This is a genomic window from Streptomyces sp. NPDC056987, from assembly GCF_042673865.1.
Lineage (GTDB): Bacteria > Actinomycetota > Actinomycetes > Streptomycetales > Streptomycetaceae > Streptomyces.
In genome coordinates this window covers 72,128-85,175 of record NZ_JBHURV010000034.1, presented here as the reverse complement: position 1 = coordinate 85,175, position 13,048 = coordinate 72,128, and the positions used below count along the sequence as shown (strand labels likewise).

At 67.5% G+C, this 13,048-nt stretch carries 10 protein-coding genes and 2 pseudogenes; 4 read left to right on the top strand and 8 right to left on the bottom strand.

The genetic code is table 11. From position 1 onward, the window contains the following. The first annotated feature begins 95 nt into the window (after positions 1–95). On the top strand, positions 96–1,115 hold the full coding sequence (locus ACFTZC_RS31625; protein WP_382895505.1) for an AraC family transcriptional regulator: 1,020 nt from the start codon (positions 96–98) through the stop codon (positions 1,113–1,115). Positions 1,116–1,196: 81 nt separating this feature from the next. On the opposite strand, the gene ACFTZC_RS31620 is transcribed toward ACFTZC_RS31625, so the two are convergent. Next, the gene (locus ACFTZC_RS31620; protein ID WP_382895503.1) at positions 1,197–1,799 is read right to left on the bottom strand and encodes a TetR/AcrR family transcriptional regulator C-terminal ligand-binding domain-containing protein; all 603 of its coding nucleotides are present in this window, start codon (positions 1,797–1,799) and stop codon (positions 1,197–1,199) included. 90 nt (positions 1,800–1,889) lie between these two features. On the opposite strand from ACFTZC_RS31620, the gene ACFTZC_RS31615 reads away from it, so the two are divergent. From ACFTZC_RS31615 to ACFTZC_RS31605, 3 genes are read left to right on the top strand one after another with little or no spacing between them, the layout of a single operon-like run. Continuing rightward, positions 1,890–2,627 carry an SDR family oxidoreductase gene (locus ACFTZC_RS31615; protein ID WP_382895502.1) on the top strand — a complete coding sequence of 246 codons (738 nt, stop codon included), beginning with the start codon at positions 1,890–1,892 and terminating at the stop codon, positions 2,625–2,627. A 10-nt stretch (positions 2,628–2,637) separates the two neighbouring features. Next, on the top strand, positions 2,638–3,525 hold the full coding sequence (locus ACFTZC_RS31610; RefSeq protein WP_382895500.1) for an SDR family oxidoreductase: 888 nt from the start codon (positions 2,638–2,640) through the stop codon (positions 3,523–3,525). After that, a complete protein-coding gene (locus ACFTZC_RS31605) occupies positions 3,522–4,703 on the top strand; it encodes a PQQ-dependent sugar dehydrogenase (RefSeq protein ID WP_382895498.1) in 1,182 nt (393 codons plus the stop codon). The genes ACFTZC_RS31610 and ACFTZC_RS31605 overlap by 4 nt, the downstream gene beginning before the upstream one ends. A gap of 395 nt (positions 4,704–5,098) precedes the next feature. Here ACFTZC_RS31605 and ACFTZC_RS31600 read toward each other — a convergent pair whose 3' ends face one another. From ACFTZC_RS31600 to ACFTZC_RS31570, 7 genes and pseudogenes are all read right to left on the bottom strand, one after another. Next, positions 5,099–5,389, bottom strand: coding sequence for a transposase (locus tag ACFTZC_RS31600; protein ID WP_382895535.1), 291 nt, complete (start codon positions 5,387–5,389; stop codon positions 5,099–5,101). Positions 5,390–5,499: 110 nt separating this feature from the next. Continuing rightward, positions 5,500–6,111 (bottom strand): transposase, encoded by a 612-nt coding sequence (locus tag ACFTZC_RS31595; protein ID WP_382895496.1) that lies wholly within the window; start codon positions 6,109–6,111, stop codon positions 5,500–5,502. A gap of 272 nt (positions 6,112–6,383) precedes the next feature. Then, a pseudogene (locus ACFTZC_RS31590) lies at positions 6,384–6,563 on the bottom strand (DDE-type integrase/transposase/recombinase); the annotation flags it as partial. Next, positions 6,485–7,316 (bottom strand): annotated as a pseudogene (locus ACFTZC_RS31585) (IS5 family transposase). The pseudogenes ACFTZC_RS31590 and ACFTZC_RS31585, both read right to left, overlap by 79 nt. 315 nt (positions 7,317–7,631) lie before the next feature. Next, positions 7,632–7,784: a helix-turn-helix domain-containing protein gene (locus ACFTZC_RS31580; protein WP_382895533.1), complete on the bottom strand. Its 153-nt coding sequence runs from the start codon at positions 7,782–7,784 to the stop codon at positions 7,632–7,634. A 339-nt stretch (positions 7,785–8,123) separates the two neighbouring features. After that, positions 8,124–10,058 (bottom strand): FHA domain-containing protein, encoded by a 1,935-nt coding sequence (locus tag ACFTZC_RS31575; RefSeq protein WP_382895494.1) that lies wholly within the window; start codon positions 10,056–10,058, stop codon positions 8,124–8,126. 176 nt (positions 10,059–10,234) lie between these two features. Beyond that, the gene (locus tag ACFTZC_RS31570) at positions 10,235–12,106 is read right to left on the bottom strand and encodes a protein kinase (protein WP_382895492.1); all 1,872 of its coding nucleotides are present in this window, start codon (positions 12,104–12,106) and stop codon (positions 10,235–10,237) included. Positions 12,107–13,048: the final 942 nt, after the last annotated feature.

Genomic DNA, 13,048 nt, shown 5'->3' with positions numbered 1-13,048 from the left:
GCTCGAACGAAATCCTTTGGTAACGGGCCAGACGGCGTGAAATCCGCTTGCCCGCTGGATCAAGGATGCGAGAGCGGATTGCTACAATCCATAATGTGGAGTCCAAACTTCCTTACGCATCGTCCACGACCGGTGCTCCGCTCGGGTCCAGCGACCCGATCGCCAGTGCCATCGGCCTGCTGCGGCCCCGCACCGTGGTCGACCCGGCTCTGCGCGCCGCACAACCGTGGGCGTTACGGTTCGATGCGTTCCCTCACGTCAAAATCGGTGGCGTCGTCCGCGGGGAATGCTGGCTGGCCCTGGACGGGCGCGAGCCCGTGCACCTGCGCGAGGGCGACTTCTACCTCCTGGGCAACCCGCCGTCCTACCGGATGGCCAGCACCCTCGCCACGCAACCGCAGCCGGCGGAAACGTTGTGGAAGACCGCCACGAACGGGGTGGCGCGCATCGGCTCCGAGGCCGAGGAAGACACCTACCTGTGCGGCGGGTACTTCTACTTCGACGAGCCCAACGCCTCGATACTGATCGATATCCTGCCGCGGCTCGTCCACATCCGGGCCACCGACCCGCGCAGCGTGCTGCTCGCGCATGTGACCGAGCTGCTCAACAGCGAGGTGGAGAGCAACGCCGTCGGCCGCTCTCTGGTCATGGACCATCTCGCGCAGATCCTGTTCGTTCAGGTGCTGCGCGCTCACGCCGAGCAAACCGACCGGCCCACCGGCTGGCTGGGAGCACTCAACGACAACGGCATCGGCGCCGCACTGCGCGCCATGCACGCCGATCTGGGACACAAATGGACCCTGCAAGAGCTCGCCGAAATCGGCCGGATGTCCCGTTCGGCATTCGCCGCCTCCTTCAAGAAGCAGACCGGAACCGCGCCACTGGAATACCTGATCCAGTGGCGAATGAGCCTGGCCCGCGACGCCCTGCGTCGCAATACCCGGTCAATTTCCGAACTCGCCTTCGCCACCGGCTACGAATCCGAGAGCGCGTTCAGCACCGCGTTCCGCCGCGTGACCGGCACCTCACCCAAACAATTCCGTGACACCGTGCACCACGCCGCCGGCAGTGAGCCGGACCAGGACCTGCTCGCTCGCTCTGGCTCCGTTCGATAGCAGAGTCAGCCAGTTTCCTCACCGGGCCAGGACGAGGTGGCACGGGCGCGGGCCCGGGCGGTCGCGGCCGCGATGAGGCGGTCATGTCGTGTGGGGTGTTGCGCCGCGGAGTGCTTGGTCGACGAGGCGTTCGGCGAGGGTGTCGTCGAAGGGGACTTTGAGTACGAGGAGTCGGTGGTAGCAGGCGCCCCAGAGTTGGTCGACGATGATGTCGAGGTCGGCGTCCTGGCGTAGCTGGCCTTGCTCCTGGGCGGTGCGCAGGCGTGCGCGGGCGAGTTCGCGGCGGGGCAGGGCATAGCTGTTTGACCAGGCGTGTGCGAGGTCGGGGTCCGTCTGGGAGGCGCCGATGAGTTCGGAGACGGGTTTTGCTGCGCCTTCGTCGAGCCAGCGGATGAAGGAACTGAGCTGGGTGATCAGGTCGGCGCGGAGGTCGCCGGTGTCGGGAAACTGCAGGGTTTGGCCGCTCTGGGTGAAGTATGCCTCGGCGGCGAGGGCGCAAGGTGAGGGCCACCATTTGTAGAGGGTCATCTTGCTTGATCCGGCTTCGGTGGCGACGCGGTCGAAGGTGACGGCTCGCAAGCCCTCGGTGAGCAGGATGTGTCCCGCTGCCGCGAGTACGCCGGCGCGGACTTCCGCGGCCGGCCGGCGGCCTCGTCCCCGGCGGGCGGCGGTGTTCTGGGACATGGACAATCTCCTTTGTGGACTACTTGTACATTTCTATGTATCGTGGCTAGTGGACAGCTCGTCCATATCCATCATATGGAGGTTTGGGCCATGGTGAACAACACTGGCCGCGTGGCGGTCGTCACCGGCGGATCCGGTGGCATCGGACAGGCATGCGTGGAGCGCCTGGCCGCGGACGGTTTCTCGGTCCTGATCCACTTCGCGGGCGCCGAGGACCGAGCCGAGGCGACCGCGAGCGCGCTGACCCGTGCCGGAGTCCCGGCCGTCGCCGTGGGTGGCGACGTAGCGGACGAAGCAGCCATGACCGCGGTCTTCGACATCGCGGACAGAGAACTCGGCGGCGTCGACGTCGTCGTCCACACGGCGGGCATCATGCCGCTCGCCCCCATCGCGCAGATGGACCTGGACACCTTCGACCGCATCCAGCGCACCAACGTGCGCGGCACCTTCGTCGTCGACCAGCTCGCCGCACAACGTGTCCGCAAAGGCGGATCGATCATCAATTTCTCCACGTCGGTAACCCGGTTGCACATCCCCACCTACGGCGCCTACGCGGCCTCCAAGGGCGCAGTCGAGGCACTCACGCTCATCCTTGCCCGCGAACTGCGGGGCCGAGACATCACCGTCAACGCCGTCGCTCCCGGACCTACCGCAACCCCTCTGTTCTTCAAGGGCAAGAGCCAGGAAGCCGTCGACCAGATCGCGAACGCCAACCCCATGCAGCGCCTGGGCACGCCCGAGGACATCGCCGAAACTGTGTCCTTCCTCGCCGGCCCCGCCCGCTGGGTCAACGGCCAGGTTCTCCATACCAACGGCGCCATGGCCTGAGGGGACAGGCATGTCAACCGTACTGATCACAGGGTCATCCACCGGTATCGGACGCCGAACCGCGGAAACGCTGGCCGTCGCCGGCCACACCGTGTACGCGACGATGCGGGACCCCGGCCACCGCGACGCCGGCGCTGTGTCCGATCTCAAGGCTCTCGCACGCTCCCAGGGTTGGACGCTGCGGGTCGTCGAGCTCGACGTGACATCCCAGGAGTCTGCAGACGCCGCCGTCCGGCACGTTCTCGACGAGACCGACGGTCTCGACGCCGTCGTGCACAACGCGGGACACCTGTACATCGGGTACGTCGAGGCGTTCACCGACAACGACGTGAGCCGCCTGCTGGACGTCAACACCATCGGCGCTCACCGGGTGAACCGCGCGGCACTGCCGCACATGCGCTCCCGCCGTTCCGGCACGCTGCTGTACGTCGGCAGCACCATCCAGGTGACCACTCCACCGTTCCTCGGCCCTTACGTGGCCTCCAAGGCCGCCTTCGACGCACTAGCCGTGGTCACCTCCTACGAGGTGTCGCAGTTCGGCATCGAGACGTCGATCGTGATGCCCGGCGCGATCACCCGGGGGACTGATCACTTCCTCGGGGCCAGCCACGCCGGCGACCTGAGAGTGGCGGTGCAATACGCCGAGTTGGACCCACTGGTCGAGCGCACGCACGAGGCGCACGATCAGCTTTTCGCGCCGGGCACGACGGCCGACCCGCAGAGCGTCGCGGACGAGATCGAGCGCATCCTCGCCCTGCCGGTCGGGAACAAGCCCTTCCGTTCGGTGGTGGACGCGGCTGAGGCCGGCGTCGACCACGTCATGGCGTTCAGCGACCTGACACGCGAGGCTTTCGTGCGGCGGCTCGGGTTCGCCGAAACACTGAAGGTGAAGTCATGAATGGTGTGGCACGTGGGTGGAGCGGGAGTCTGCGTGGTTCTGCGCGGGCGACGGTTGTCGGACTGTCGACTGGGGCGCTGTGCCTGGGACTTGTACTGAGCGGCTGTTCCGGCAGGTCCGAGGAGTCGGAGCGGTCGAGGGCGTCGCTGCCGACGACGTCTGCGAGGTCCGGCGGCGGGGGCGCCGCGACGCTGGGCGAACCCACAGAACTGACCACCGGACTTGACGCGCCGTGGGGGCTGACCTTCTTGCCCGACGGCTCGGCGCTGGTCTCCGAACGGATCACCGGTGAGATCCTGCGCGTACCTGCCGACGGCGGTGACGCCCGCACGGTGGGGGTCGTCCCTGATGTGAACGCCACATCGGAGGGAGGACTCCTCGGCATCGTCGCCTCGCCCGACTTCGCCGACGATCGCACGGTCTACGCCTCGGTCTCCGGCGCAAGCGAGAACCGTATCGTCGCGCTCACGATCGCCGCGGACTACGACGCCCTCGCCCTCAAACGGGTTCTGCTCGAAGGCATCCAGACCGCCGACCGCCACCACGGTGGCCGGATTGTCATCGGTCCCGACGGCCACCTGTGGATCGGCACCGGCGACGCCTTCGAACCCGAAAACGCCGCGGACGACGACTCCCTCAACGGCAAGATCCTTCGCATCGCCACCGACGGCTCCGTACCACGAGACAACCCTAAAGACTCACCGGTCTACTCCAGCGGGCACCGCAACGTTCAGGGCATCACCTTCGGGCCGGACGACACTGCTTACGCCACCGAACTCGGCCACCGCACCTGGGACGAGGTCAACGTGCTCCGCGCGGGCGCCGACTACGGATGGCCGGAGTCCGAGGGCACCCAAGGATCGGCCGGCGAACAACCCATCGCCGTCATCCACCCCGACGACGCCAGCCCTTCCGGCGTCGCCTACGCCGAAGGATCCCTGTGGATCGGCGCCCTCGGCGGCCAGCGGCTGTGGCAACTCCCCGTCGACGGCCAAGCCGCCACCGCCGAGCCCATCGCCTACTACCAGGGCGAATACGGCCGCATCCGCACCGTCGAAGTCGCACCTGACGGATCCCTGTGGATCATCACCTCCAACACCGACGGTGCCACCTGGGGCGGTACCGATCCTCGCTCCGGCGACGACCGTATCCTCCGCATCGAAGTGGAACAGCCCTGACCACAGCTCAGGCAACACCCATATGGCGCTGATGGGCATCTTCATCGCCGACGAGTGCGCGGTGATCCTTTCGCGTCGAGACGCCGAGAAGCTCCCCCAGCCCGTCCAACGGGAGTGCGTCACCCGGAAACCGGCAGGCGCCCCACTCGGGCGGAGTCGATGGCGAGGACGGCACGTTCGAGGGAACTCGGGTAGCAGTCCAGGTCGGTGCCCTTGGGAAGTTTGAGGTGACCCCCGGAGTGTGGACACAGGGGTTCATGCTGCGAGTGAGAGTTCAGCTGTCCTGTGGTGCTGTTGGTCGAACTCCAACGGGGAGAGGTAGCCCAGCGCGCCGTGGCGGCGGCGGGGTGTCTGACGCCACTACAGCATAGGGCCGTGCTTTCTATGACGACTCGTCAGTATGCGTGTGCGCGAGGGTTGGCTGTGTGCACGAAGGGACCGGAGACCGTTTCGAAGCGGCCTCGGGAGCCACTTCGAGGTGCCAGGTGAACCGAGGTAGGCGGTGGTAGACCTCGCGGGCGACGAAGCGTTTGAGGCACCGGATGATGTCCTTCTTGGACAGTCCCTCCGCGGTGGAGGCGGTGGCGGTCGGTGCGTCCCGAGGACGCGGGGAGGGGAGCGACGCCGCACAGCCGGGCGAATGAGGCTTCGGTCCGCAGCCGCTGGGGGTTGTCGCCTGCGCTGATGAGGAGCTGGCCGGCGGTCTCCGGGCCGATCCCGGACCGCGTGACGAGCTGTGGCGCGGCCCGGGCGACCAGGGGTTCGATCTCGGCCGCGGTCTCCTTGATCTCCTCGTTCAGCGCCAGGTAGCGGCGGGCCAGTCGCGCAGCGTGATCCTGGCTGCGTGTGCCGGGTCGGCGGGATCACCGGCCGGGCGGGTGCGGGCCAGGGCCTTGATGAGCTTGCCGGTGGTCAGTTCCCGGACCTCGCTGGGAGCGGTGATGATCAGAGCGCGGATCTGGTTGATCGCCTGAGTACGGGCCTTGATGGCGCTGATCCGGGCCATGCGCAGCACGCGTATCGACTCGACGGTGCCGTTGTGGCTCTCCGGGGGTGCCTTTGGCACAGCCGGACAGAACGGCGGCTGCGGTGGTGTAGGCGTCCAGGGGGTCGGTCTTGCCGTAGACGTGGCGGGTGCGCCTGCCGGGCCGGTCGACCTCGATGACCTGGACGTCGTGGACGTGCAGGAAGCGGGCGAGTTCGGCCCATAGTGGCCGGTGCTCTCCATCCCGACTGCCAGGACCTCGCGGTGCGTTCGCAGCCACCGCAGGAGGCCGTGGTAGCCGTCCGGGGTGGTCGGGAAGGACTTGGTGGCCAGGTGTCGGCCGACGGTGTCGATGACCGCGAGCTGGTGGAAGTCGGTGTGGGTGTCGATGCCGCCGATCACAGGTGTGGGTTCAGCGTTCATGGGGCAGTCCGTAGCTCGTCCGAGTGATCCGGGGGAGCACGTCTCGGCCGGGCTGACGGACAGCACAGTGATGGGACCGCTGGTCGAGCACCTATCAATTCACGGGAGCCCCACCCGCTACGTGCGAGGTGGCACCGCCTGGTGGACCGACAGTTCACGAGACGGACAGCCGAAGCGTCAGTGAGTGATTGAGTCAGGCCCACGGGCGATGCCACCGAAGGCATCATCCCGCTACGGCAAGATTCAAACTGACGCTTCCAGAATCATCACGGTGAGTGGTGCTCCACCGAGGGCACGACCTCGCGGTAGGCCGCGCCGTAGGAGCGGAGCCGGTCCGTGACGACCACCCCGGGCACCGCACCCGTCATCTTCATCAGGCGACGGAAGGAGCGCCTGGCCGCAACCTTGTCCCGCCGGTTCTGGGCGAGGATGTCGAGCATGTTGCCGTCCTGTGCTCGGCTTTGCGCTCGTAGCGGCGGTGCAGTCTGCGGCATCCGGCAAGCCAGGACATGGTGCGTTCTACGGCCCAGCGGTGGCGGCCCAGGCGGGTCGAGGACTCGATGCCTCTGCGGGCGATGCGGTGGCGGATGCCGTGTCCGCGTAACCATCGCCGCAGGTGGTCGTAGCCATATCCCTTGTCGGCGTGGAGCTTTCCCGGTTACGTCGCCGGCGTCCGCGCCGGGTGCGGATCGGCGGTATCCCCTTCACCAGTGGGATCAGCGCCTGGCTGTCGTGCAGGTTCGCTCCAGAAATTCCGGCGGACAGAGGCAGACCGGCCCGTTCGGTGATCAGATGGATCTTCGAGCCGCACTTGCCCCGGTCCACAGGATTCGGGCCTGTCAGCTCCCCCTTTTCAGGGCCCGCATGCTCACGGAGTCGATCGCGCAACGGGACCAGTCCAACTCGCCGCGGGAGCCTAGTTCGTCGAGGACCAAGCGGTGGAGCTTGGCCCACACGCGAGCCTTGGACCACTCGGCAAAGCGCCGGTGAGCCGTCGCTCCGGACGGACCGAACGACGTCGACGGAAGCTGCTGCCACGTGCAGCCCGACGTGGCCACGAACACGATTGCGGCCGGTACCTCCCGGTCACCATGCCGACGCCGACCGCCGCCCTGGGCCCGCGACGGTGCCTCTGGGGCCACTCGCTGTAACAACTCCCACAACTCATCCGGCACCAGCCGCTCAACGATCGAAACCACGACCAACGGGCTACCGAACCAAATGAGATGACGTCCAACGAGCTCGCCGCACGACAAGCGGTGAGCCGTCGAGGACCTCGGCGGCCGAGGTGTCGGGCCGGCGCTCGCCAGTGCTTGAGGTGGGCGATGCCGTGCTCGACCCGGGTACGGCGCGAGGAGTGTGGGTTGCGCTGGCGCTGGTGCACCAGGCGGGCGCGTTCTTCTTGAACCTCCGACGGGGCGGTGTCACCACCCGCCCACCTGTCTGAGCGCCCAGACCCTGGTAGCCGGCATCGGCGAGGATCTCGACCGCGGGTCCGTCGGCCAAGAGCGTGTCCAGCCCTACTCGATGTCCTCCGCCAGGTGCTGTCGCCGCGTCTCCCACGCGGTGGGCGGGCGGTCGCGCCACTTGTAAAACCACGACTCCGACACCCCCAACGCCCGGCAGGCGGTACGGAATGGAACCTTCTGCTCGGCCTTGCAGCTGCTGATCACCCCGACCGCAACGCCCGGGTCCGCGTCAGCTACTTCACCCACAAGGCCACGAATCGCTTGCAGACATCACGCTCCATCTCCAGCTCGCGGATGCGCTTGTCCTTCCCTCTGGCCTCGGCCCGCAGCCGCTCCAGCTCCGCCCGCTCTCCCGCAGCCGGCCACCGAAAGGAGACGGCTCTGCCGCCGGCCGGTCCGACGATGGTGACCCGTTGCGCCGAGCCCGCGACACCCAGGTGTGAGGGGAACCTCGGACTGAACCGAGAAGATTCGAGCGCAGCCGCCGTGCGGGGCCGGTCATGCTGGCTGTCGCAGCGTACGGGTGGCCCTGCGCACCCACCCTCAGGCCGGATTTACGGACGCGGCTTCCTGCTCTGCGAGACCCGACGGGATATTTTGCGGGTCGGCGGGGCGAGGAACGTAGACGGGGGCGTCCGACTGGTAGAAGAGATCGATGTCGGCCTCTTCGCCGCCGACGATCAAGGTGTCCCACGCACCGCTTTCCTGGAGCGTGCGGAGCGTGGCAGGTTCCAACGCCGAGAGGTGGCTGCGCAGTTCCTCGTCGGTGGGCATGCCGGGGAGGCGCGGCGCGAGCCGCTCGCGTATCGCACTCATTCTCTCCAACAGGGCGTCGAGGTGGGTTTGCTGGGACGTGGAGCCGTCGGCGGGAGCCGGTTCTAGACTGCCGGCGATGATGTCCTTGATGGCGCGGGTGGCACCCTGTTCGTCGGTGGTGACCATGGCGTTCCAGGCCCGGCTCTTGTGCCTGTATTGAAGCATGGACATCGCCGCCTCGTGCCGGATGAAGTCGGCGTCACGCAGCGGCTTTCCCTGCCACGCGCGGCTGAGCGAGCGGGCCAGCGAAGTGGCGGAGGCAAAACCGCTGTTGAGGCCGCGGCCCGGCCAGAAGTGGATGGCGTTGGCCGCGTCGCCCAGCAGGAAGCCGTACGTGCCGGGGCTCGTCGAGGTCGGGCGGGTCAGCTGCGCCGTGAACCGTGGGCGCTGCACCATGTCCAGTCGGAACGACGTGACCGCCGTGAGATCGTCCTCGGTCATGCCGTACAGCTTCAGGCCCTCCCGGATCCGCTTCCACAGGGGCGAGCTGCGCAGCAGGGCGGGCAGGAAGAGGGTTCCGTGCGAGGGGCAGCGGAACTCGTTGTCCTCCTCACGGCTCATGACACAGGGACGAGCGGCGATGCACTCCTCGAAGACATGGCGGACCGGGTCGAGGCCGACAACGTTCTTGGCTTCCTCACGGGTGAGGCGCATGTTCAAGAAGCCTTCGCCGCGGAGCGAGTTGAGAAGGAACCTGTTCTGCGAAACGGTCAGCAGAACGCTCATCGGGTCGGGCAGCGGGGACTTCACCCGTAGCCCCAGCACCACGTCCTGCAGATGGTCGCCTTCGAGGGAGTAGATCGAGGCGTCGGCCGCGCCGAAGAAGTCGTTGTAGTGCTCCCGCGTACGCGACCGTCCGCCCTCGCAGACCACCAGGACGTGTTCCTGCGAGAGCCGGCCCTGGTGCTCCGACGGGTCGAAGCGTTCCGGTACCAGCCGGATCGCGGTGCTCTTGTTCGCCAGCTCCAGCAGGCGGTCCTCGATGTAGGCGATCCGGATGTTGCGAGGAGGCCGGCCCTCCACGGAGTCCGGTCCGACGGGCCACATCTCCGCGAAGTCCCCTGAGCCGAACAGCGCCGACTGCATCTCCTCGGGCAGAGCGAGGTACTGCCGGCTCTGGATGGTCACGACCTGTTGACGACGGGTGTTTCCGTGGGTCTCGTCCTTCCAGACCACAGAGGAGCCGTTCTTGATCCACCGGCCTTCGTAGATCTTGATGGCGACCCTCCCTCGCAGCATGTTCTCCAGCGTCAGCGCGAAGGCGAGGCCGACCGGCCCCCCGCCGGTGATCGTGACGCGGAGCAGGCCGGGATCCGCGGATGCCTTGGCCCGGGGCATGTCGAGGAGGGAGAGGTCCATGACCGTCTCCACGGCGTCCTGCGACTCGAAGAGGAAGGTCTCCTCACCGATCCGGATGCGGTCGTTGGCGCGCAGTACATGCCGTGTGACGCGCTGGTCGTTGACGAAGGTGCCGTTGCGGCTGCGGTCGTACAGGACGAAGCCGGCGTCCTCCTCCACGATTTCGGCGTGCAGGCGGGAGGCACTGAGGCTGACAATCACGACGCCGCTGTCGCTCTTGCGGCCGAACGTCAGAGGAGTGGCGCTCAGCACGACACTCTGACCAGTGAAGGGACCCGTTTGCCCCACGATGACCGATGGCACGGCTACTCCTAGCGGATGATACTCAACAGGGAAACAGAGGCCGCGTGATGCGGCTGACCCGGCATGAGGACGAAACTGTCACTCACGCGTGGGCGGGCCCGGTTCGGTTCAACTCTTCGGAGACCCAACCGGCCGGAGGGCAGCGTGCCTGGACTCGGTCACGCGTTCACGAGCCGTCATTGACCATGCGATGCGCCTCCGGTCGTTCCCGCCTCGCACGTCAACGAGAGAGGCACCATGTTGGACTTGCCCTTCAGAGGGGCATTGAGCTCCACGCCGATTTCACTCTCGAACGTTCCGGCCTTCGCCCACGTGGTCAGACTGACGCTGACCTGCTTGGTGAGGCTTCCGCCGTTCGGGAATGACAGCGTCCTCCACGTCTCATCGGTGACCGTGCCGTCCGTGGACACCCACCGGTAGGAGAACTGCGCCGGGAGCCGGTCCACCGTGAACGACGCCGTGAAGATGGGCGCCTCCCCGCTCGGGGGCGGGCACGGTCCCGAGTACGTTGCCTGCGAACCCGTCACCTGCATCTGCACCCCCTCGGACGTGGAGGTGTCCTGCCCGCCGGCCCCTGTGCTGGGAGCGGCGGTCTCCTCGGCGTTCTGTGAGGCGTCCTGTGAGGCATCCTTCGTATCCGGAGAGGCCGCACCGGCGCCTGCGGTGGCAGCGTTCTGCTGCTTTTCGTCGTCGTCCCCGGCGTTCACGACGGCATAGCCCGTCCCGGCCAGCGCCAGAGCGCACAGGGCCACGCCCGCCGCCATGAGGGCAGTGCCGCGCCGGTTGCGGCGTGAGGGAGCCGGGGGGACGGGGAACGCGGGCGTTCCCACAGTGGTGGTATCCGGCGAGGGGTGCACGGCCGTCGGCTGCGTGGCGGGCTGCGTGGCGGTTGGCTGCGCCGCGGGCTGCGTGACGATCGGCTGCGCCGGGGAACTCACGGCGGTGAGCTGCGCCGAGGGATGTGTGGCCGCAGGCTCGGTCTCCGCCTGGGTGGGGGACACCTGCGTGGCCGCAGACTCGGTCTCGGCCTGGGTCGGAGACACCTGTGTGGTGTGTTGGGTCTCCGCCTGGGTGGGGGATGCCTGCGTCGTGTGTTGGGTCTCCGCCTGGGCCGGGGATGCCTGCGTCGTGAACTCGGTCTCGGGCTCTGCCCCGATGGTCGGTGAGTGAGGCGCCTGCCGCGCGGTACCCGTGTCGGGCGTGCCGTTCTCACTGACCAACCGCAGTTCCCGCGCCGCCGGTTCGGCGCCGAGGCGTTCGTCCGGATCCTTGAGCAGCAGTCCTTCGATGACCGGGGTGAGGGCGCCGGCCCGTCGAGGGGGTGGCAACTCCGTGTCCACGATGGCCCGCAGGGTGCTGAGAGCTGTGTTCTGGCGGAAGGGCGAGATCCCCTCGACCGACGCGTACAGCAGCACGCCGAGCGACCACAGGTCCGAGGCGAACCCGGGCCGCTTGCCCAACGCACGTTCCGGGGCTAGGAATTCGGGCGATCCAACGACTTCACCGGTCATGGTGAGCGCAGTGTTGCCCTCGACCTCGGCGATACCGAAATCGGTGAGTACCACCCGGCCGCCCTTGGCCATCAGCACGTTGGCCGGCTTGACGTCGCGGTGCAGCACGCCGGCCTCGTGGGCGGCGCGGAGAGCGGCGAGCACCTCACCACCGATGGACGCGGCGCGCTGTGGGGTGAGCGGGCCCTCGGACTTGAGCAGGTCGGCCAGCGACTGACCTTGTACCAGCTCCATGACGATCCACGGGCGGCCCTCTTCCATGGCCACGTCGTAGACGGTCACCACGTTCCGGTGCGACACCCGGGCCGCAGCCCACGCCTCACGCTCCAGCCGCGTGTACATCCGCTCGATGGCTGCCGTGGCCAGCCCGGCAGGCGTCCGGACCTCCTTGATGGCGACCTTGCGGTGTAACACCTTGTCGTGGGCGCGCCACACGGTGCCCATGCCGCCCTCACCGAGGGGCGACAGCAGGGTGTAGCGGTCGGCGATCACACGCGTGCGGCCCGGCTCTTCGGACCCGGTGTCCTCACTGGTCATCGGGGCGATTCTTCCTTTCGTCATGCAAGCAGCTCGTCGGAGCGCGGATGTCGCCCTTGGAGCATCGATTCCTGTGCACGACCACCGTCGGCGGAACCGCTGTTCATCCGCCGGATCGCAACACTGTATCTCTGCCCCAAGGGGGTGTGCGGGAGGACGAGCACGCACGGGTCTGTCCGGAGAACGGGATACGGACGTGTGCCCCCGGTGGACAGATCCGACGCGCACCCATGGCCACATCCCGTGGTGATCGTACTGCCGTACGAGGGCGGCGGGCGCCGAAGTCTGCGGGCACTGCGGAGATTACCGCGCTGATCCACGCGGGTCCGGCAGCTGGCCCACCCCTTCGCACAACGCCAACCCGGCGAGGAGACCACGAGGTCATACGTGGCAATTCGCCCACGCTGAATGCACTCTCGGTTCAGGGCTTTGGCCGTGTTGAGCAGGGGAGTTGGGCGCGGAAGTCGACTGGTGTCCCCCAATCCCACCCGCTTGTGGACTGCTTGTACATTTCTGTGTATCGTAATAAGTAGACGAGGCGTCCATATCGTGCGGAGGTTCAAGCCATGGCGACACCTTAGAGGGCGGCGTCGTGGGCCTGACGCAGACGTCATCGGCTTGTCCCGCGTCACCTGTGGAGAGGCGTCGGGGCCCAACTGCTCTCGCAGAGTCCCATCGGTAAAAGCTGCGATGGTCCTCGGATGGCAAGGGGCTCGGTCTCCCGTCGGCGCGCTTCGTGTCCGCCGGACTCCGGAGGGTCCTGATGGCTGCTCGGGCAACCGGAGGGAAGCAGGGCGAGCCGCCGTCCGCTGTAATCGAAGAAGGCGGCAGCCGCCTCCTGGCCTCCCCGCGTCGAGGAGTGTTGCGACCCCCGGGATTGTCCTGAAACCGGTCCGGTGGAAGCTGACTGCCCCTGAACCAGTCCATCCGGTGATTCCCTGC